General features: G+C 71.2%; 18 protein-coding genes. 12 read left to right on the top strand and 6 right to left on the bottom strand.

Annotation, left to right across the window (positions count from 1 at the left end; genetic code table 11):
* The first annotated feature begins 6 nt into the window (after positions 1-6).
* The 4 genes from BAY60_RS14745 to BAY60_RS14760 all read left to right on the top strand — a co-directional run bounded on the left by BAY60_RS14745 (position 7) and on the right by BAY60_RS14760 (position 3,539).
* Positions 7-636, top strand: a complete 630-nt coding sequence (locus BAY60_RS14745; RefSeq protein WP_112281495.1) for an ATP-dependent Clp protease proteolytic subunit — start codon at positions 7-9, stop codon at positions 634-636.
* Positions 637-854: 218 nt separating this feature from the next.
* Positions 855-2,150 carry an ATP-dependent Clp protease ATP-binding subunit ClpX gene (gene clpX / locus BAY60_RS14750; protein ID WP_112281496.1) on the top strand — a complete coding sequence of 432 codons (1,296 nt, stop codon included), beginning with the start codon at positions 855-857 and terminating at the stop codon, positions 2,148-2,150.
* Positions 2,151-2,178: 28 nt separating this feature from the next.
* Positions 2,179-2,529 (top strand): hypothetical protein, encoded by a 351-nt coding sequence (locus tag BAY60_RS14755; protein ID WP_112281497.1) that lies wholly within the window; start codon positions 2,179-2,181, stop codon positions 2,527-2,529.
* A 74-nt stretch (positions 2,530-2,603) separates the two neighbouring features.
* Entirely contained in the window at positions 2,604-3,539 is a 936-nt protein-coding gene (locus BAY60_RS14760) for a sensor histidine kinase (protein ID WP_112281498.1), read from the top strand.
* Positions 3,540-3,553: 14 nt separating this feature from the next.
* Here BAY60_RS14760 and BAY60_RS14765 read toward each other — a convergent pair whose 3' ends face one another.
* Together BAY60_RS14765 and fdhD are read right to left on the bottom strand one after the other, a co-directional pair.
* On the bottom strand, positions 3,554-4,516 hold the full coding sequence (locus BAY60_RS14765) for an alpha/beta hydrolase (protein WP_425466468.1): 963 nt from the start codon (positions 4,514-4,516) through the stop codon (positions 3,554-3,556).
* Positions 4,517-4,572: 56 nt separating this feature from the next.
* Entirely contained in the window at positions 4,573-5,400 is an 828-nt protein-coding gene (gene fdhD / locus BAY60_RS14770) for a formate dehydrogenase accessory sulfurtransferase FdhD (RefSeq protein ID WP_112281500.1), read from the bottom strand.
* Positions 5,401-5,536: 136 nt separating this feature from the next.
* Here fdhD and BAY60_RS14775 point away from each other — a divergent pair, with 136 nt between their 5' ends.
* The 5 genes from BAY60_RS14775 (at position 5,537) to BAY60_RS14790 (ending at position 10,905) form a co-directional block, all read left to right on the top strand.
* Positions 5,537-6,901, top strand: coding sequence for an L-lactate MFS transporter (locus tag BAY60_RS14775; RefSeq protein ID WP_112282395.1), 1,365 nt, complete (start codon positions 5,537-5,539; stop codon positions 6,899-6,901).
* On the top strand, positions 6,898-7,023 hold the full coding sequence (locus tag BAY60_RS38315; RefSeq protein WP_281272719.1) for an MFS transporter small subunit: 126 nt from the start codon (positions 6,898-6,900) through the stop codon (positions 7,021-7,023). Before BAY60_RS14775 ends, BAY60_RS38315 begins: the two co-directional genes overlap by 4 nt.
* Before the next feature lie 81 nt (positions 7,024-7,104).
* Positions 7,105-9,639 (top strand): M14 family zinc carboxypeptidase, encoded by a 2,535-nt coding sequence (locus BAY60_RS14780; RefSeq protein ID WP_211330328.1) that lies wholly within the window; start codon positions 7,105-7,107, stop codon positions 9,637-9,639.
* Between the two features lie 5 nt (positions 9,640-9,644).
* Complete coding sequence (locus tag BAY60_RS14785) at positions 9,645-10,076, top strand: VOC family protein (RefSeq protein ID WP_112281501.1); 432 nt, start codon at positions 9,645-9,647, stop codon at positions 10,074-10,076.
* A gap of 154 nt (positions 10,077-10,230) precedes the next feature.
* Positions 10,231-10,905 (top strand): GOLPH3/VPS74 family protein, encoded by a 675-nt coding sequence (locus tag BAY60_RS14790; RefSeq protein ID WP_112281502.1) that lies wholly within the window; start codon positions 10,231-10,233, stop codon positions 10,903-10,905.
* 68 nt (positions 10,906-10,973) lie between these two features.
* On the opposite strand, the gene BAY60_RS14795 is transcribed toward BAY60_RS14790, so the two are convergent.
* From BAY60_RS14795 to BAY60_RS14805, 3 genes are all read right to left on the bottom strand, one after another.
* A complete protein-coding gene (locus BAY60_RS14795) occupies positions 10,974-13,280 on the bottom strand; it encodes an FdhF/YdeP family oxidoreductase (protein ID WP_112282397.1) in 2,307 nt (768 codons plus the stop codon).
* Complete coding sequence (locus tag BAY60_RS14800) at positions 13,270-14,427, bottom strand: MFS transporter (protein ID WP_112282398.1); 1,158 nt, start codon at positions 14,425-14,427, stop codon at positions 13,270-13,272. The genes BAY60_RS14795 and BAY60_RS14800 overlap by 11 nt, the downstream gene beginning before the upstream one ends.
* 98 nt (positions 14,428-14,525) lie before the next feature.
* The gene (locus BAY60_RS14805; protein WP_112281503.1) at positions 14,526-14,966 is read right to left on the bottom strand and encodes a MarR family winged helix-turn-helix transcriptional regulator; all 441 of its coding nucleotides are present in this window, start codon (positions 14,964-14,966) and stop codon (positions 14,526-14,528) included.
* A 92-nt stretch (positions 14,967-15,058) separates the two neighbouring features.
* Here BAY60_RS14805 and BAY60_RS14810 point away from each other — a divergent pair, with 92 nt between their 5' ends.
* The 3 genes from BAY60_RS14810 to BAY60_RS14820 all read left to right on the top strand — a co-directional run bounded on the left by BAY60_RS14810 (position 15,059) and on the right by BAY60_RS14820 (position 18,509).
* On the top strand, positions 15,059-15,451 hold the full coding sequence (locus BAY60_RS14810) for a MerR family transcriptional regulator (protein WP_112281504.1): 393 nt from the start codon (positions 15,059-15,061) through the stop codon (positions 15,449-15,451).
* Positions 15,452-15,460: 9 nt separating this feature from the next.
* Positions 15,461-15,808, top strand: coding sequence for a thioredoxin (gene trxA / locus BAY60_RS14815; RefSeq protein WP_112281505.1), 348 nt, complete (start codon positions 15,461-15,463; stop codon positions 15,806-15,808).
* 64 nt (positions 15,809-15,872) lie between these two features.
* Complete coding sequence (locus tag BAY60_RS14820; protein ID WP_112281506.1) at positions 15,873-18,509, top strand: valine--tRNA ligase; 2,637 nt, start codon at positions 15,873-15,875, stop codon at positions 18,507-18,509.
* On the opposite strand, the gene BAY60_RS14825 is transcribed toward BAY60_RS14820, so the two are convergent.
* Positions 18,504-19,388 carry an SGNH/GDSL hydrolase family protein gene (locus BAY60_RS14825; protein ID WP_112281507.1) on the bottom strand — a complete coding sequence of 295 codons (885 nt, stop codon included), beginning with the start codon at positions 19,386-19,388 and terminating at the stop codon, positions 18,504-18,506. The genes BAY60_RS14820 and BAY60_RS14825 overlap by 6 nt on opposite strands.
* Between the last annotated feature and the right edge of the window lie 112 nt (positions 19,389-19,500).

Consider the following 19,500-nt stretch of genomic DNA (forward strand, 5'->3'; position numbering starts at 1 on the left):
ACAACCATGAGCAGCCCGCATCTTCCGCAGTCCCGGTACGTGCTTCCCTCCTATGTGGAGCGCACCAGCTACGGGGTCAAGGAGTCCAACCCGTACAACAAGCTGTACGAGGAGCGCCAGATCATGCTCGGCGTTCAGGTGGACGACGCGTCGGCCAACGACGTGATGGCCCAGCTGCTGCACCTCGAGCACGAGGACCCCGACCGCGACATCACGATCTACATCAACTCGCCCGGTGGCTCGTTCACCGCGCTGATGGCGATCTACGACACGATGCAGTACGTGCGTCCGGACATCCAGACGGTATGCCTCGGCCAGGCCGCGTCGGCCGCGGCCGTGCTGCTGGCGGCGGGCACGAAGGGCAAGCGCCTCGCGCTGCCGAACGCCCGCGTGCTGATCCACCAGCCCGCCACCGAGGGCACCTACGGCCAGGTGTCGGACCTGGAGATCCAGGCGAACGAGATCCAGCGCGTGCGGCGCCTGATGGAGACGGTGCTGGCCAAGCACACGAACCGCACGCCGGAGCAGGTGCGCTCCGACATCGAGCGCGACAAGATTCTCATGCCCGAGGAGGCCGTCGAGTACGGCATCATCGACCAGGTGTTGCAGTACCGCAAGGCGTCCGGGGACAGCTGAGTCCCGCGATTCCCGGGCGGGTGCGTGTCGCCGGGCGACACGCACCCGCTTCCGGGGCTATCGTGGCCTTCCGCGCGCCGGCGAATTCCTGATGGTCCTCCCGCCGGGCGCGCTGGGCGGGTACCGTCAGTGGCAGCGCACGCGCCGCGTCCCCGTGGCGGGGGCGGGCGAGACGAGTCAGGTGCGGCATCGCACCGGAGGGGACGAGGTCAGCGGTCATGGCACGGATCGGCGACGGCGGAGACCTGCTGAAGTGCTCTTTCTGCGGGAAGAGCCAGAAACAGGTGAAGAAGCTCATCGCCGGACCCGGCGTCTACATCTGCGACGAGTGCATCGACCTCTGCAACGAGATCATCGAGGAAGAGCTCGCCGAGGCCGGTGACGTCAAGCTCGACGAGCTGCCCAAGCCGGCCGAGATCCACGACTTCCTCGAGCAGTACATCATCGGCCAGGACGACGCGAAGCGGACGCTGGCCGTCGCGGTGTACAACCACTACAAGCGCATTCAGTCGGAGGGCAAGCCCGGGCCGAAGGACTCCAAGGACGAGGCGGTCGAGCTCGCCAAGTCCAACATCCTCATGCTCGGCCCCACCGGCTGTGGCAAGACCTACCTCGCGCAGACGCTGGCGAAGCTGCTGAACGTGCCGTTCGCCATCGCCGACGCGACGGCGCTCACCGAGGCGGGCTACGTCGGCGAGGACGTCGAGAACATCCTGCTGAAGCTCATCCAGGCGGCCGACTACGACGTCAAGCGGGCCGAGACGGGGATCATCTACATCGACGAGGTCGACAAGATCGCCCGCAAGTCGGAGAACCCGTCGATCACCAGGGACGTCTCCGGCGAGGGCGTCCAGCAGGCGCTGCTGAAGATCCTGGAGGGCACCACCGCCAGCGTGCCGCCGCAGGGCGGGCGCAAGCACCCGCACCAGGAGTTCATCCAGATCGACACGACGAACGTCCTGTTCATCGTCGCGGGTGCCTTCGCGGGGCTCGAGAAGATCATCAACGACCGCATCGGCAAGCGTGGCCTCGGCTTCGGCGCGGAGATCCGCACCAAGCGCGAGATCGAGGAGAGCGACATCTTCTCCGACACCATGCCGGAGGACCTGATCAAGTTCGGCCTGATCCCGGAGTTCATCGGCAGGCTCCCGGTCGTGGCCAGCGTGACCAACCTCGACAAGCCGTCGCTGGTGAAGATCCTCACCGAGCCGCGCAACGCGCTGACCAAGCAGTACAAGAAGCTCTTCGAGATGGACAACGTCGAGCTGGAGTTCACCAAGACCGCGCTGGAGGCGATCGCCGACCAGGCGCTGCTGCGTGGCACCGGCGCGCGTGGTCTGCGGGCCATCATGGAGGAGGTCCTCCAGCCGGTTATGTACGACATCCCCAGCCGCGACGACGTGGCGAAGGTGGTCATCACCGAGCAGACGGTCCGCGAGAACGTCAACCCGACGATCGTGTCCCGCCAGCCGTCGCGCAGGCAGCGCGGCGAGCGTGGTGAGAAGTCGGCCTGAGCCGCCCTCGTGACCGGGACGGCCGTCGATGAGCTCGCCGTCGGACGACAGACCTGCCGTCCCGCCTGACCCGCCCACCAAGCCCGCCGATGTCGCGAGCCGGATCGTCGAGGCCGCGCGGCTGCGCCATCCGCGGCTGCACGTGGTCTTCGTCGCCACGCTGGCCGTCCTCTCCTTCGTGTGTGTCCTGGCCACGGTGGTGAGGCTCTCCCCGTTACCGCTGCTGCCCCTGGCACTGTTCGGCCTCGGTGGTTACGCTGCGTTTCGAGGGCGGTCCGCACGCGGGGACCGGCACCTGCTCGGCTGGCTGACCGTGCTGGCCTGTGCGGTGGCAGTCGGCTTCTGGTCACTCGCGGTCGTAGGCCGGATTCTCGAATAATCGGGTTTGGCCATCCGGTCGGGTGGATATTCCGTGCGGAGATCATGCGCGTCAAGCGAAGAGGGACGCATTAGGTGACAGCGATCAGCGAGACGCAGTCAGCGGGCTTCTCGCACCCTGCGCTCTTCTATCGGGATGAGCAGAGTTACCTGGCGGGCACGGTGCCGTTCGTGCTGGAAGGGCTCGACCGGGACGAGCCTGTCGCGGTCGCCGTTCCCGAGCCGAACCTGCGCCGGATCGAGGCGGCCCTCGGTGACGCGGCCGGCGCGGTGCGGCTGATCGACATGAGCGAGGCCGGCCGTAATCCCGGGCGGATCATCGCGGGTGTGCTCCGCGCGTTCGCGGACCAGCATGACGGGCACGTCCGGATCATCGGCGAGCCGATCTGGCCGGGACGCACCGAACAGGAGTACCCGGCGTGCGTGCAGCACGAGGCGTTGATCAACGAGTCGTTCGCGGGCTGGGACGGCGCGATCCTGTGTCCGTACGACGCCGGCAGGCTGGACGCCGCCGTGCTGGCCGACGCCGAGGCGACGCACCCGGTGCTGCTGGACGGCGACGGCCCGCGGCGCAGCACCCGCTACGCCCCGTATGACGTGCTCGCCCGGTGCAACACACTGCTGGAGGCGCCGCCTGCTGTGGAAACGATGCGGTTCGACGCCACGACGCTGTCGCGTGCCCGGCATTTCGCCGTGGACCGTGCCGCCGCCCACGGCGTGAGCGACGACCGGCTCGACGAGCTGGCACTGGTCGTGGGGGAGCTGTGCGGCAACAGCGTGCTGCACGGCGGCGGGTCCGGCACCCTGCGCACGTGGCGCGACGACGAGGCGGTGGTGTGCGAGGTCAGCGACGCCGGCCACCTCACCGACCCGCTGGCCGGGCGGAGGCCGGCGCATCCCACGCAGCAGGGCGGGCGGGGCCTGCTGCTGGTGCACCATCTCGCCGACCTGGTCCGCACGCACACCTCTCCCGCGGGCACCACCACCCGCGCGTTCTTCCGGCTGCGCTGAGCGCTCCCGGGCCGTCACCGGCCGCGGCGCACGTGCCGTCCGAGGAAGCCGACCAGACCGGGCACCGTGCTGCGGAAGAACTCGCCGTCGTGCCCGCCGGGCGCGATGTGCCCGATCTCCGGCTGGGCTCGCCTGATGAACCGCCGGGTGCCGGTGATGAACGGGTCCTCCGTGCCACACCACACCGCCGTGGGTACGTTGCGGGTGGCGTGGATGTGCCGGAGCGGGTCCATGGAGGCCCAGTCGGCCTCGTTGTGGAAGGCGTTGCGCTTGCGCATCTCCTCCCAGGAGGTCATGAGCGCCGGCGAGATGGCGGCCACGGCCGCGAGCGGGTCGCGGCGCTCGTTGCGCCGGCGCGCGTAGAGCAGGGCGCCGAAGCCGCCCATCGACGTGCCCGTGCAGGCGAACGGTCTGCCCGCCCTGCCCCCGAGGCCGCGCTCACGCAACCAGCGAGGCACCTCCTCCAGCAGCATGCCCATCGGGTCGTCGCCGCGGTGGTGCTCGTGCCAGTAGCTGTTGCCGCCGTCGACGGCGACGAACCCGTACGGCGGCACGGCGCCGGCCGTCACCTGGGTGCCGAGCCTGCGCAGCAGGCCGCCGGGCGCGGCGCCGCGCGCCGATCCGTGCAGGCCGTGCAGCAGCAGCGACATGGGCATGCCCCGCGGCGGGTGCGCGGTGGGCAGGATCAGCACCAGGGTGACGTCGCGACCCCGTGCGTGCGAGTGCACGCGCTCGATCCTGGTGACACCCGGCCCGGTGAGCGGCGCGGCATAGGCGGTGCCCGCCGAACGCCGCAGCAGCGACGACGACCAGTCCGACCACGAGGCCCCGCCCAGCTCACCGGCGGTGAAGGCTGCCGCGGCCATTCCGGACGCGGCCCCGGCCAGCAGCACCGCGCGTCTGCCCGGCCGCCCCGGCTCCTCCTGCTGCGATTCCGACACGTCGAGTCCCCAACCGTTCACGTCACGTGACATCATCGTCGTGCGCTGGGCTGCCTCGCGCCAACGCCCGGAGGAGTGGTTCTTTCGTGAACTCAGCTCTGGTGGATCCGCTTGTCGCCGGTGTAGAGGTTCATGCTCTCGCCTCGCAGGAACCCGACCAGTGTCATGCCGTTCTCCTCCGCCAGTTCGACCGCGAGCGACGACGGCGCCGACACCGCGGCCAGCAGCGGGATACCCGCCATGGCGGCTTTCTGAACCAGCTCGAAGGAGGCGCGGCCGGAGACAAGCAGGCCGCAGTCGTGCAGGGGCAGCCGGTCCTGCAGCAGCGCCCAGCCGAGGACCTTGTCGACGGCGTTGTGCCTGCCGACGTCCTCCCGCACGGCCAGCAGCGAGCCGTCCGCGGTGAACAGCCCGGCCGCGTGCAGGCCCCCGGTGGTGGCGAACACCCGCTGCTGCTCGCGCAGGGCATCGGGCAGCCCGGCCAGTGTGTGCGGGGTGACCGACAGTGGCGAGCCGGACGGATCGAAGCGCGTGCGCAGCTTCACGGCGTCCAGTGCGGCCTTGCCGCAGACCCCGCAGGACGACGTGGTGTAGAAGTTGCGCTCGACGCCGGTGTCCGGCTCCGGCACTCCCTCGGCCAGGGCGAGGTCGAGCACGTTGTAGGTGTTGCGGCCCTGGTCGTCGACGCTGTCGCAGTATCGCGCGGACGCGATGTCGGCCGGCGAGCCGATGACCCCCTCGGAGAGCAGGAAGCCGTGGGCCAGCTCCACGTCGTGGCCAGGAGTGCGCATGGTGACGGCGAGCGGTTTGCCGGAGACCCGCAGCTCCAGCGGCTCCTCGGCGGCCAGCGCGTCCGGCCTGCGCCGCTGTCCCGACGCGGTGAGCTTGCGCACCGGCCTGCGTACGGTGACTCGCCCCATCGGACATCACTCCTCTTCCGCTCTGCGGCAAAACGTTCGACAACCAGTTGCCACCTACGCGAGCGTCTAGTAAGACATTGCCACGACGTTACCGCCCGCATACATTCGACAGTATCCAGTGTACGGAGGTGCCGCCGTGGCACTCGGTTTTCTCGATCGCTCCCACAGCATCGCACCACCGAACTGGAGCCGGTGGCTGATCCCGCCCGCGGCGCTGTCCGTGCACCTCGCGATCGGCCAGGTCTACGCCTGGAGCGTCTTCAAGCCGCCCCTGGAGGAGACCCTCGGCCTTTCCGGTACCCAGAGTGCGCTGCCGTTCCAACTCGGGATCGTCATGCTGGGCCTTTCGGCGGCCTTCGGCGGCACGCTCGTGGAGCGCAACGGGCCCCGCTGGGCGATGTTCGTCTCGATGACCTGCTTCTCGTCGGGGTTTCTCATCTCCGCGCTCGGCGTGGCCGCCTCGCAGTACTGGCTGGTGGTCCTCGGCTACGGGGTGGTCGGCGGCGTCGGCCTCGGGATCGGCTACATCTCACCGGTGTCGACGCTCATCAAGTGGTTCCCCGACCGGCCGGGCATGGCCACCGGCATCGCCATCATGGGGTTCGGCGGGGGTGCGCTCATCGCCTCGCCCTGGTCCAACCAGATGCTGGAGTCGTTCGGCAGCACCACCGGCGGCATCGCCACCACGTTCCTCGTGCACGGCCTCGTCTACGCGGTGTTCATGTCGATGGGCGTGTTGCTCGTGCGGGTGCCACCCGAGGGCTGGCGGCCGCGTGGCTGGCAGCCGACGGCAGGCAACGGCAACAAGATGATCACCACGGCGAGCGTGTCGGCGCGCAACGCGATCCGGACCCCGCAGTTCTGGCTGCTCTGGGTGATCCTGTGCTTCAACGTCACGGCGGGCATCGGCATCCTGGAGAAGGCCTCGCCGATGATCACCGAGTTCTTCCGGGACACGGCCACGCCGGTGGGCGCGGCGGCCGCGGCGGGCTTCGTCGGGCTGCTGTCGCTGACCAACATGCTCGGCCGGTTCGTGTGGTCGTCGACCTCCGACCTCATCGGGCGGCGCAACATCTACCGGATCTACCTCGGCGTCGGCGCGGGGCTGTACCTCGTCATCGCATTGACCGGCGACACGTCGAAGATCGTCTTCGTGCTGGCGGCGATGGTGATCCTGTCCTTCTACGGCGGCGGGTTCGCCACCGTGCCCGCCTACCTCAAGGACCTCTTCGGCACCTACCAGGTGGGTGCCATCCACGGCAGGCTGCTCACCGCGTGGTCGACGGCAGGCATCCTCGGGCCGCTCATCGTCAACGCCATCGCCGACAGCCAGGAGGCCGCCGGCAAGCAGGGACCCGCCCTCTACACCACGTCGCTCTACATCATGATGGCCCTGCTGATCGCCGGGTTCGTCGCCAACGAACTGGTGCGGCCGGTCCACCCCAGGTTCCACGAACCGGCCGGGGACGGCTCGGCCGTCCCGGAGAAGGAGGCACGGTGAACGAGACCGAGCCGGCGCGCAGGACGCCGCTGCTGATCCTGGTCTGGCTGTGGGTCGGGCTGCCGTTCCTCTACGGCGTGGTGGAACTGGTCCGCAAGGTCGCGCAGCTCTTCGGAGGCTGACGCGTTCCACCGCCTGGACCTTGCCAAGCCGTGATCAGGCGGGAAGACTTCTCACCCTGTGTCTGGGGCTGGGAGGTTCGGGTGGCGGCATCACGTTCTGCTCGTCGGGTACTGGTCGTTCTCGCGGTGGCGCTGTTGCTGCCCTCGCTGACAGCTCCCGCCCAGGCGCGGCAGCCCTCGGCGCACCGGGACCCCGGTAACGGCGCCGAGCGCAACACGGTCGCGGCCACCGGCGCGCCCGCCCGCGCACTGGCCGCCGTGGCGGGCGAGAACCGCCGCAGCGGCGGTCAGGAGGGCTATCCCCGGCAGACCCGGTTGCGGGTCTTTCCCGAGGACCCGGGTGACAAGGCGATCAAGCTGGGGCTGCTGCCCTACCACGCGCTGGCGCCGAAGCTCAACGCGCTGCAGCAGCGCAGCGACCGTGTCTCGGCCGAGGTGATCGGCCAGACCACGCAGGGCCGCGACCTCTACCTCGTGACGGTGACGGCACCCGAGTCGCCCGCGCAGGCGCGGCAACAGGACCGGTGGCGGGAGCTGATCGAGAACAACCCCGTGGCCGCGGCGCGGGACCCGCGCCTGGCCCGCCAGTACAAGGCGCCGGTGTGGATCAACGCCAACATCCACGGTGACGAGTGGGAGGGCACCGACGGCGCGATGCGCGTCATCGCCGACCTCGCCACGACGACCGACCCCGACGAGATCGGCCTGCTCCGGCGCACGCGGATCCACGTCACCGTCACCAACAACCCGGACGGCCGCGTCGCGGGCACCCGCGCCAACGGTGCCGGCTTCGACGTCAACCGCGACCACATCACGTCGAGCCAGCCGGAGTCGAGGGCCGTGCGCGACGTGCTGATCGACACGCAGCCGCTCGTCATGCTCGACGAGCACGGCTACACGGGCACCACGCTCATCGAGCCCGCCACGCCGCCACACGGCCAGAACTACGAGTACGACCTCTACATCAAGCACGCCTACGCCAACGCGCTCGGCATGGAGAAGGCCATCGGGGAGCTCGGCCACCCGGAGACGACTCGCGCCGACATCCCGTTCCGCGACTACGCGCCGGGCGACTGGGACGACTGGCCGCCGATCTTCACGCCGATGTACGCGGTCTACCACGGCGCGGTGGGGCACACGGTCGAGGTTCCGCTGCGCGTCAACCGCGGCGAGTACACCGGGCAGCCGGTGGAGGAGCTGCGCCGCCGCTCCGCCGTCAACACCGACGTGGCCGCGGCGACGATCACGGCGGGCGTCGCCTACACCGATGCCCACCGCCGGGAACTGATCGCCGACCAGATCGAGCTGTTCCGCCGCGGGTGGGCAGGCGAGCCGCAGCGCGACATCCCGGACGGCTACGTGCCCGGCTTCGGCGAGGAGGACCGCTACCAGGTCGAGTTCCCGCGTGCCTACGTCATCCCGGCGGGCACGGCGCAGCGCTCGGCGCCCGCCGCCGCCCGGCTGGTGGACCACCTCGTCGCCAACGACGTGCGCGTGCGGCGGGCCGAGCACCCGTTCCGCCTCGCGGGCCGCACGTACCCGGCGGGCTCGTACGTCGTGGACATGCACCAGCCCAAGCGCGGGCTGGCGAACGTGATCCTCGCCGACGGCAAGGACATCTCCGCCGACGTGCCGCAGATGTACGACATCTCCGGCTGGAGCCACCGGCTGCTGTGGGGCGCGTCGGTGGACATCTCCCACGCCGAGGCTCCGACGGTGCGCACCACACCGGTGGTGGCGGCCTCGCCGACGGGCGCGGTGTCCGGGCCCGCGGGCCACCCGCTCGCGCTCACCCTCACCGACGGCAAGGACGTGCAGGCGGTCAACGCGCTGCTGGCCGAGGGGGTGCCGCTGAGCCGCCGCTCCGACGGCACCGTCGTCGTGCCCGCCGTGGCGCGCAGGCAGGCGATCGAGCTGGCGCAGCGCTACGGCGTCCGGTTCACCCGCGCGCCCGCCGGTGGCCCCGGCACACCACTGCACGGCCCGGTCGTGGCCGCCGCGGCGTCGGCCGACGAGCTCGCGGTCCTGCGCGAGCTGGGCTTCACGGTGCACCCCGTTTCCACCCAGGCCCTCAACGACGGCTTCTCCCTCGACGGCATCGACGTCCTCTACGTGTCGTCGGGCCTGAACCACGGCCAGCTCACCCCGGACGCCAAGTCCCGGCTCGCCGAGTTCCTGACCCGCGGCGGGGTGGTCACGCGCGGCTCCACGGGTGCCGCGTTCAACGCCGCCACCGGACTGCTGCCGGTGACCGCCGTCGCGGGCAGGGGCGACGCCAACGGCGTCGTCACGGTCACCAACGGCGCCGGGCCGGTCGGCGCCGGGTCTCCGGGTCACACCTTCGTGTACTCCCCGCTATGGTTCACCGACCTCGGTGCGGGCGTGTCCGCGGAGCAGCGTTACGCCGCGAAGGACCCGCTGGTGGCCGGGCACTGGCTACCCAGTGCCGGCGGTAACGGCCCGGCGCAGGCGGCCGGCGAGGCGGCGGTGGTGTCGGGCGTCGCGGACGCGGGCGCGCGGACGGTGCTCTTCGGCACCGAGCCGCTGTTCCGCGCCCACCCGAAGGGACTGTTCGCGCAGGTCGCCAGGGCCCTGTACTGGTCGACAGTACGCTGAGGGGCATGACCACGACGACCAGCCGTCCCGGCTTCCACCTGGCCATTCCCGTCGACGACCTGGACGCCGCGCGCGCCTTCTACGGCGGCGTGCTGGGCTTTCCGGAGGGTCGCTCCGACACGGCCTGGGTGGACTGGAACGCCCACGGCCACCAGCTGGTGACCCACGTCGTGCCTGGTCACCGGCCCACGGCGGGCCACAACCCCGTGGACGGCCACGCGGTGCCGGTGCCGCACTTCGGGCTGATCCTCTCGATCGAGGCGTTCCACGAGCTGGCGGGCAGGCTGCGCGAGGCGGGCACCGAGTTCGTCATCGAGCCCTACCAGCGCTTCGCCGGGGAGCCGGGGGAGCAGTGGACCATGTTCTTCCACGACCCGGCAGGCAACGCCTTGGAGTTCAAGGCCTTCCGCGACGAGTCCCAGATCTTCGCGACGTAACCAACCAGCCACGCGACAAGCTCCCCAATGCGGCATTCGCTCCGCTGGATGGAGCGAATGCCGCATTCGCTCCGCTGAGTGGAACAAATGTGGCATTGGGGAGCTCGGGGTGATCCGCCTGCGAGGTGAGGGCGGCCCGCCTAGGCTCGGGTCCATGCTGATCGCTGAGGACCTGCTGTTGCTGGTGTTCGACAACGAGGAGGGCAAACCGGTCGGCGGGGTCTCGAACCTCGAGTACTCGCTGGCCGGCGCGCTGCTCATCGAGCTGGCCATCCGCGGCCGGGTCGACGTCACCACCGAGGCCGACGAGGGCAAGCCGGGCAGGCTGGTGGTGCGCGACGCCACGCCGACGGGCGAGCCCGCACTCGACGACGCACTCGGCAAGCTGTCCACAGTGGAGGGCAAGAAGCCGAAGGACGCCATCGGCCCGCTGTCCGGCAACGAGCTGTCCAAGCGCCTGCTCGGCGGCCTCGCCGAGCGCGGCATCCTCCGGCAGGAGAAGGGCAAGGTGCTCGGTCTGTTCCCGGTGACCCGCTGGCCCGCCGAGGACTCCCAGCACGAGGAGGCCACGCGCGCCGACCTGCGCCGCGTGCTCGTCGAGGGGCAGGAACCCGGCGAGCGCACCGGTGCCCTCATCGCCCTGCTCGCCGGAATGGGTGTGGTCACCGACGTGGTGACCTCCGACGACCCGAGGATGGTCGAGCGCAGGGCCAAGGAGATCGCCGAGGGCAACTGGGCGGGACAGGCCATGCGCAAGGCGGTGGAGGAGATCACCGCGGCGGTGATGGTCGCCGTGTTCGTGCCCACGATCGTCGCAGGCACGAGTTAGGCGGAGCCGTCACGCACGTGAGGTGCCGGGGGCGATCCGGCCACAATGGACGGTCGTGGCGGTGGCGGTCAGGCCGTCGGCTCCAGGCGCACCACGATCGCCTTCGACGCCGGCGTGTTCGACGTCCTGGCCACCGCGTCCAGCGGCACCAGGGCGTTGGCCTCCGGGAAGTAGGCGGCGGCGCAGCCCGGCGCCGTCGGGTAGGACACCACGCGGAAGCGCTCGGCCCTGCGGTCGCCGTCGTCCGCCTCGGACACCAGGTCCACCAGCGTGCCGTCGGCGACCCCGAGCGCGGCCAGGTCCGCCGGGTTCACGAACACGACCCTGCGGCCGTCCTCGACGCCCCGGTAACGGTCGGAGAGCCCGTAGATCGTGGTGTTGTACTGGTCGTGGCTGCGCAACGTCTGCAGCAGCAACCGGCCCTCGGGCACCCGCGGGTACTCCAGGTCGTTCACCGAGAACATCGCCTTGCCGGTGAGCGTGCCGGTGAACTCCCGCGCGTCACGCGGCGGGTTGGGCAGCACGAACCCGTCGGGCTCGCGCACCCGCGCGTTGTAGTCCTCGCAGCCGGGCACCACGCGCGCGATGCGGTCGCGGATCGCGTCGTAGCCTGCCTCGAACTCCCGCCACGGCACCGGGTGCGCCTCGCCGAACAGCTCCCGCGCCAGGCGGCACAGGATCGCGACCTCGGACAGCAGGTGCTCGCTCGCCGGTGCGATCCGCCCGCGGGAGGCGTGCACCGCCGACATGGAGTCCTCCACCGTCACGAACTGCTCGCCGGAGGCCTGCACGTCCCGCTCGGTGCGGCCCAGCGTGGGCAGGATCAGCGCCGTGCGGCCGGTGACGGCGTGCGAGCGGTTGAGCTTGGTGGAGACGTGCACGGTCAGCTCGCACGAGCGCAGCGCTCGCTCGGTGGCGGCGGTGTCGGGCGTGGCGGAGGCGAAATTGCCGCCCAGGGCGAAGAACACCCGGCCCCGGCCCTCGCGCATCGCGCGGATCGAGTCCACCACGTCCCACCCGTGCTCGCGGGGTACGTCGATGCCGAACTCGGCTTCCAGCGCGGCGAGGAACTCCTCCGGCATCTTCTCCCAGATGCCCATCGTCCGGTCGCCCTGCACGTTGGAGTGACCGCGCACCGGGCACAGGCCCGCGCCGGGCTTGCCGATCATGCCGCGCAGCAGCGCGACGTTGGCGACCTCCCGGATCGTCGGCACCGCGTGCCGGTGCTGCGTCAGTCCCATCGCCCAGCAGTACACGGTGCGCTCGGAGGAGGCGATCATGCTCGCGATGCGGGCGATCTGCTCCCTGCTGACCCCCGTGGCCTGCTCCACCTCGGCCCAGTCGAGCTCGCGCAGCTGCTTGGCGTAGTCGGCGAAGTCGTGGGTCGAGGAGCCGATGAAGTCGTGGTCGAGCACCGTGCCCGGCGCGGCGTCGTCCCACGTGAGCAGCAGGTGGCCGATCGCCTGGAACAGGGCCAGGTCACCGCCGAGGCGGATCTGGCAGAACTCGTCGGCCAGCGGGCTGCCCTTGCCCAGCACGCCGCGCACGTTCTGCGGGTTCTTGAAACGCATCAGCCCGGCCTCGGGCAGCGGGTTCACCGCGACGACCCGCGCCCCGCCCGCCTTCGCCCGCTCCAGCGCGGACAGCATCCGCGGATGGTTGGTGCCCGGGTTCTGCCCGATCACGACGATCAGGTCGGCGTGGTGCACGTCGGCAAGGCTCACCGTGCCCTTGCCGATGCCGGTGGACTCCGTCAGCGCCGCGCCCGAGGACTCGTGGCACATGTTGCTGCAGTCCGGCAGGTTGTTGGTGCCGAAGGAGCGCACCAGCAGCTGGTAGGCGAACGCGGCCTCGTTGCTGGTGCGGCCGGAGGTGTAGAAGATGGCCTGGTTCGGGTCGGACAGGCCGCGCAGCGCGTCCGCGGTCAGCCGCAGCGCCTCGTCCCAGGAGACCGGCTCGTAGTGTGTCGCGCCCTCGCGCAACACCATCGGGTGAGTCAGCCTGCCCTGCTGGCCGAGCCAGTAGTCCGACCGCTCGGCGAGCTCGGCGACGGAGTGGCGGGCGAAGAACTCGGGACCGACCCGGCGGGTGGTCGCCTCCTCGGCGACGGCCTTGGCGCCGTTCTCGCAGAACTCGGCGAGCTTGCGGTGCTCGCCGTCGGCCTCCCTGGGCTCCGGCCACGCGCACCCCGGGCAGTCGTAGCCGTCGCGCTGGTTGAGCAGGCGCAGCGTGCGCACGGTGCGCCCGGCGCCCATCTGTTCCCAGCTCCGGCGCAGCGACACCGCCACGCCAGGCAGCCCGGCCGCCCACTCCTTGGGCTTGCCGACCTCGAGCCGGCCCTCGTCGATGTCGTCGTGCGGTGCGTTACGTGCCACGGGCGCCATTCTGTGCCGCCGCCGCGTCCTCCGCGATGACCGGGGCCACGCGCAGCCGCCGGTCGGCGAGCGTGACGGCCAGCAGGGCCACCGCCACCCCGAGCAGGCTCAGCGCCAGCCGGTGCAGGCCCTCGGCCGTCGGAGCGGCGCCGAAACACGCCGCGATCAGGGCGGATGCTCCCATCGCGCCGACGTACTGGGCGCTGCGGAAGAAGCCGCTGGCGGTGCCCATCCGGGCCGCGTCGGCCTGGCCGTAGAGCGCTGTCTGGTTGGTCACACTCGTCAGCCCCTGGGCCAGCCCGAACGCCGCGGCGATCACCACGAGCAACCACAGCGCCGTCCCGGCGTCCACGAGCAGCAGGAGCACCGAGCCCGTGCCGAGCGCGGCGACGGACAGCGCGAGCCGGGCCCGCAGGCCGCTCGCACGCCCGGACAGCGCGGCGGCCGTGACGGCGACCAGCGACATCGGCAGCAGCAGCAGCCCGGAGGTCGTCTCCGAGAGGCCGCGGTCGGTCTGCAGCCACTGCACGTAGCCGAACAGCACCGCGTAGATCGCCAGGAAAGCCAGCCCCTGCCGCAGATAGGTGCGCAGGATCGCGCCGTCGGTGAGCACGGCGCGGGCCTGGAGCCTGCGCCGGGGACCCGTGCCGCCCCCGTCGCGCGGTACCCAGAGCCAGGCGAACAGCATCGCGCCGACGGCCAGCGGGATGTTCACGGCGAAGATCGCGGGCCAGCCGAACAGCCCGATGAGCCCGCCGCCGAGCGTCGGCCCGATCACCATGACCGTCTGCGCCGAGATGGACAGAACCGCGATCACCCCGGCGGGCACCCCCGCGCCGTGGGCGTCGGCGTGCTTGCGCAGCACCGCCATCGCCGCCGGAAAGCCCGCGCACGTGCCGAAGCCGAGCAGCACCCGGACGCCGATGAGCCAGTCGAGCGAGAGCGCCAGCGTCCCCGCGACACCCGCGACGGCCACGGTGAGGGCGCCCGCGAGCAGCACCCGCCGTGGCCCCCAGCGATCGACGAGGATGCCCGCCAGCGGCTGGCCGATGGCGGTGGCGAGGTAGAGGCCGGTGACGAGCCAGGCCGTCTCGGCGGGGCTCGCGCCGAAGGTGTGTCCGATCGGCACGAGCGCCACCGCGATCATGGTGGAGTTGATGGGGTTCAGCACCGCGCTGGCGACGAGCGGGGTGAGCAGGCGGGCGGAGAAGATGCGGGAGCGGCGCGTGGTGGTCCTCCTCGGGGTCACGGTTGCTGGGCGAGGCGCTGGAGCAGGGGCACCGCTTCGGCGAGGACCGCGCGTTCGCGTGCGCTGAACCCGGTGGTCAGCGCGGACGCCAGCCACTCGTCGCGGTGCTGGTGGATGCCGAGCACGGTCTTGCGGCCCAGGTCGGACAGCGCGACGACGGTGCGGCGGCCGTCGGCCGGATCCCGGGTGCGCTGCAGGTAGCCGAGCTCGTCGAGGGCGGAGAGCGTGGCGGCCATGGACTGCTGCCGCACGCGCTCGGCGGCGGCGAGCGCGCTCTGGGTCGCGGGGCCCTCCCGGTTGAGCCTGGCCAGCACGGCGGCCTGGGTGGGGGTCAGCACCTCGGCGTTGTCGACCTGGCGCAGCCGCCTGCGCAGCTGGCCGATCGTGCCGCGCAGCTGCCCGGCCAGCTCGGCCACCTCGGTGGGAACGTCGGTCATATACACAGCCTAACCTGTGCAGTTCTGCCTGTGCATTCCCACGGGTTGTCGCTGTTGCCTTGACGCCGACGTCAATCTTTACGCTCGGATTCATGCGAATCGGTGAGCTCGCCCGGCGAGCCGGGACCACACCACGGGCGCTGCGGTTCTACGAGTCCCAGGGGTTGCTGACCTCCCGGCGCGCGGCCAACGGCTACCGCGACTACGACGAGGCGGACCTGCGGCTTGTCAGCGAGATCCTGGCCCTGCAGGCCACCGGGCTGAGCCTCGACGAGACCCGGCCGTTCGTCGAGTGCCTGCGCTCCGGGCACGAGGCGGGGGACTCGTGTGCCGACTCGATCGAGGTCTACGAACGCAAGATCGCCGAGGTCGACGCCTGTCTCGACCGCCTGAGTGCCGTCCGGGCGGGCCTGGTCGCCAAGCTCGCCGCCGCACTCGAGCGGCAACCCGATCCGTGCCGCGTCATGCCCGCCCATCCCCAGTGAGGAGTCCCGATGACCCAGCCCGACACCACCGCCGCCGAAGTGCTCGCGGTGACCGACGAGACCTTCGCCCGCGACGTCCGCGAGCAGGACCTGCCCGTGCTGGTCGACTTCTGGGCCCAGTGGTGCCCGCCCTGCCACGTGATCGCCCCCGTGCTCGCCGAGATCGCCCGCGAGCGGGAGGGCTCGCTGCTCGTCCGCAAGATCAACGCCGACGACAGTCCCGTCAGCACCCGCGACTACGGCGTCATGTCGCTGCCGACCCTGCTGCTGTTCCGCGGCGGCGAGCCGGTGCGCTCGATCGTCGGCTCCCGGCCCAAGGCGCGGTTGCTCGCCGAGCTGGACGCCGCGCTCGGCTGAACCGCCCCCGGGCTCGTCAGACTCGGTGACGAGCCCGGTGAGCAGGTTCGTAGACTTGTCAGTTGTGACGGAGAACGCGCCCCAGCAGCACACCGACCTGCCCAACGCCTGGAACCCGGCGGACGAGGAGCCCGCCCTGTACCAGCGCTGGGTAGACGCGGGCTACTTCACCGCCGACGCGGCGTCGGACAAGCCACCGTTCACCGTCGTGCTGCCGCCGCCGAACGTCACCGGCAGCCTGCACATGGGCCACGCGCTCGACCACACCCTCATGGACGCGCTCACCCGGCGCAGGCGGATGCAGGGCTACGAGGTCCTCTGGCTGCCCGGCATGGACCACGCCGGCATCGCCACGCAGAACGTCGTCGAGCGGGAGCTGGCGAACGAGGGGCTGTCCCGCCACGACCTCGGCCGCGAGTGTTTCGTCGAGCGCGTGTGGGAGTGGAAGGCCGAGTACGGCGGCAGGATCCTCGGCCAGATGAGGCGGCTCGGCGACGGCGTCGACTGGTCGCGCGAGCGGTTCACCATGGACGAGGGGCTCTCCCGTGCCGTCCAGACCATGTTCAAGAGGCTCTACGACGACGGCCTCATCTACCGTGCCGAGCGGATCATCAACTGGTGCCCGCGCTGCCACACCGCGCTGTCGGACATCGAGGTCGACCACTCCGACGACGAGGGCGAGCTGGTGTCCATCCGCTACGGCGACGGTGACGGCGCTGCCGTCGTCGTGGCCACCACCCGCGCCGAGACGATGCTCGGCGACACGGCCGTGGCCGTGCACCCCGACGACGAGCGCTACGCACACCTCGTCGGCACCGAGGTGGAGCTCCCGCTCACCGGCCGCCGTATCCCGATCGTCGCGGACAGGCACGTCGATCCCGAGTTCGGTACCGGCGCCGTCAAGGTGACGCCCGCGCACGACCCGAACGACTTCGAGATCGGCAGGCGGCACAACCTGCCCATGCCGTCCATCATGGACGAGCGGGCCGTGATCACCGCGCCGGGACCGTTCGAGGGCATGGACCGGTTCGAGGCAAGGCCCGCCGTCGTCGCCGCGTTGCGCGAGCAGGGCCGCATCGTCGCGGAGAAGCGGCCGTACGTGCACGCCGTCGGGCACTGCTCGCGGTGCGACACGGTCGTCGAGCCGAGGCTGTCGCTGCAGTGGTGGGTCAAGGTCGAGCCGCTGGCCCGCGCCGCGGGCGACGCCGTGCGCGACGGCCGCACCACGATCCATCCGCCGGAGCTGGCCAAGCGCTACTTCGAGTGGGTCGACAACATGCACGACTGGACGATCTCGCGCCAGCTGTGGTGGGGGCACCGCATCCCCGTGTGGTACGGCCCGAACGGCGAGGTGGTGTGCGTCGGCCCGGACGAGGAGCCGCCCTCGGGTGAAGGCTGGACCCGGGATCCGGACGTGCTCGACACGTGGTTCTCCTCGGGCCTGTGGCCGTTCTCGACGATGGGCTGGCCGGACGAGACCGCCGACCTGGCGAAGTTCTACCCGACGAGCGTGCTGGTCACCGGCTACGACATCCTGTTCTTCTGGGTCGCCAGGATGATGATGTTCGGCGTGTACGCCCGTGGCGGAGTGCAGCCGTTCGACCACGTCTTCCTGCACGGGCTGATCCGCGACGCCAGCGGTAAGAAGATGTCGAAGTCGCGCGGCAACGCGATCGACCCGCTCGACTGGATGGACCGCTTCGGCGCCGACGCCATGCGGTTCACGCTCGCCCGCGGCGCCAATCCGGGCGCGGACATGGCGCTCGCCGAGGAATGGGCGGCGGGCTCGCGCAACTTCTGCACGAAGCTCTGGAACGCCGCCCGGTTCGCCATGAGCAACGGAGCCACGGTGCACCGGCCGCTGCCCCCGGCGGCCGAGCTGACCGAGTCCGACCGCTGGATCCTCGGCAGGCTGGGCGCCGTGGTGTCCGAAGTGGACGAGCTGCTGGAGGACTTCCAGTTCGCCAAGGCCACCAACCTGCTCTACCACTTCACCTGGGACGAGCTGTGCGACTGGTACCTGGAGCTGGCGAAGGTCCAGCTCGCCGGCGAGCACGCCGAGAACACCCGCGCGGTGCTCGGCCACGCGCTCGACACCGTGCTGCGGCTGCTGCACCCGTTCATCCCGTTCATCACCGAGCGGCTGTGGACCACGCTCACCGGCAGTGGGGGAGAGTCGCTCGTCGTGGCGCAGTGGCCCGGGGGTGTGGTGACGCTGCCGGAGGCCGACCCGGTGGCCGACGGCCGGATCGCCGACGTGCAGAAGCTGGTGACCGAGATCCGCCGGTTCCGCTCCGACCAGGGGCTCAAGCCCGGGCAGCGCGTGGCGACGCGGCTGGGCGGTGCCGGGTTCTCCCCGCTCGCCGGGCACGAGGACGCGGTGCGTGCGCTGGCGCGGCTCAGCGAGCCCGGCGACGCCTTCTCCGCGACGGCGTCGCTGGAGGTGGCGCTCGGCTCCGGGACGGTGACCGTGGAGGTGGACACCTCCGGCACGATCGACGTCGCCGCCGAGCGCAAGCGCCTGCAGAAGGATCTCGCGGTGGCCGAGAAGGAGCTCAAGCAGACCGAGGCCAAGCTCGGCAACGAGGGCTTCCTCGCCAAGGCCCCCGCCGATGTGGTCGACAAGATCCGCGTGCGCCGCGACACCGCCGCCGCCGACATCGAGCGCATCACGGCCCGGCTGGACGCGCTGCCCTCATGACAGGTGGCTGAGGACCTCCGCGGCGACGCCGGCCATCCCGGAGCGCCGCGGGTGGTACGAGGCCGCGGCGAGGGGGTCGGTGTTCTTGCCCTGGATCCACGCGGCCCGGCCCGCGCACGCGTCGTGGCCGAGGGAGGCGGGATACATGTCGACGAACGTCGCCCCACCGTCCTCGGCGACGGCCTTCTCCAGCGCGGCGTTGAGCGTCTCCTCGACGCTGTTGAGCCACACGTAGTCGCCGTCGGCGAAGGGCAGCACGTCCGGGCACGTTCCGGTGGGCGGCGCGATCCTCGGGTAGCCGATCACGAGCACGGTGGCCCGTGGTGACCGCTCGTGGATTCCGGCCAGCACCGCGGCCACGTTGCGTTCCGTGCCGGCGATCGCGGCCTTGATGGTGTCGACGCCGTCGACGGTGAAGTGCTCCTGGCACGGTGCGCCCGTGGGGTCGGAGTCGCGCAGCTCGGGGCAGGTGCCGACGATGCGGCCGAACACGCCGTGGTCGTTGCCGCCGATGCCGAGCGTCACCAGGTCGGTGTCCGCCCGCAGCGCGTCGAACTGCGGGGCGTTGCGCCCGAGCGTCACCTGCTGCGCGCGGGTCATGTGGGTGGTGTCGGCGCCGGCGCAGCTGACGTCGGTGAACCTCGCCGGGCCGACCGTGCGGGCCACCAGCGACGGGTAGTTGGCGGTGGAGCGGAAGCAGCCGAACGGGTTCAGCCGTTGCAACGGGATCAGCGGTCCCGAGGTGTAGGAGTCGCCGAGCGCCACGTAGTGCCGGGGGCGCACGGTCTCCGTCGCCGAGGCGCTCGCGGTGGCCGTGGCCGCCAGCAGCGTCGAGAGGACCGAGACGACGACGATGAGCAGGCGACGGCGGCTGGGCATGGTTCCCCCGTTTCCCCACGGTGTGGCCCTTTCCTTCCTAGCCGTCGCCCGCGCTCGCCGGTAGTCGGCGATCGGGTGGCGTTGTCCGCCGTGGCCGAGCCGAAGGGCCCCT

Source organism: Prauserella muralis (assembly GCF_003202285.1).
Classification (GTDB): domain Bacteria; phylum Actinomycetota; class Actinomycetes; order Mycobacteriales; family Pseudonocardiaceae; genus Prauserella_B; species Prauserella_B muralis.

Excerpts from the sequence above, each read along its gene's own strand:
- BAY60_RS14745 (WP_112281495.1), top strand. The coding sequence starts at position 7 with ATGAGCAGCCCGCATCTTCCGCAGTCCCGGTACGTGCTTCCCTCCTAT.
- BAY60_RS14755 (WP_112281497.1), top strand. The coding sequence starts at position 2,179 with ATGAGCTCGCCGTCGGACGACAGACCTGCCGTCCCGCCTGACCCGCCC.
- fdhD (WP_112281500.1), bottom strand. The coding sequence starts at position 5,400 with ATGGGGCGAGTCACCGTACGCAGGCCGGTGCGCAAGCTCACCGCGTCG.
- BAY60_RS14800 (WP_112282398.1), bottom strand. The coding sequence starts at position 14,427 with ATGATCGCGGTGGCGCTCGTGCCGATCGGACACACCTTCGGCGCGAGC.
- BAY60_RS14825 (WP_112281507.1), bottom strand. The coding sequence starts at position 19,388 with ATGCCCAGCCGCCGTCGCCTGCTCATCGTCGTCGTCTCGGTCCTCTCG.
- BAY60_RS14810 (WP_112281504.1), top strand. The coding sequence starts at position 15,059 with ATGCGAATCGGTGAGCTCGCCCGGCGAGCCGGGACCACACCACGGGCG.
- BAY60_RS14790 (WP_112281502.1), top strand. The coding sequence starts at position 10,231 with ATGCTGATCGCTGAGGACCTGCTGTTGCTGGTGTTCGACAACGAGGAG.
- BAY60_RS14765 (WP_425466468.1), bottom strand. The coding sequence starts at position 4,516 with ATGATGTCACGTGACGTGAACGGTTGGGGACTCGACGTGTCGGAATCG.
- BAY60_RS14785 (WP_112281501.1), top strand. The coding sequence starts at position 9,645 with ATGACCACGACGACCAGCCGTCCCGGCTTCCACCTGGCCATTCCCGTC.
- trxA (WP_112281505.1), top strand. The coding sequence starts at position 15,461 with ATGACCCAGCCCGACACCACCGCCGCCGAAGTGCTCGCGGTGACCGAC.
- BAY60_RS14805 (WP_112281503.1), bottom strand. The coding sequence starts at position 14,966 with ATGACCGACGTTCCCACCGAGGTGGCCGAGCTGGCCGGGCAGCTGCGC.
- clpX (WP_112281496.1), top strand. The coding sequence starts at position 855 with ATGGCACGGATCGGCGACGGCGGAGACCTGCTGAAGTGCTCTTTCTGC.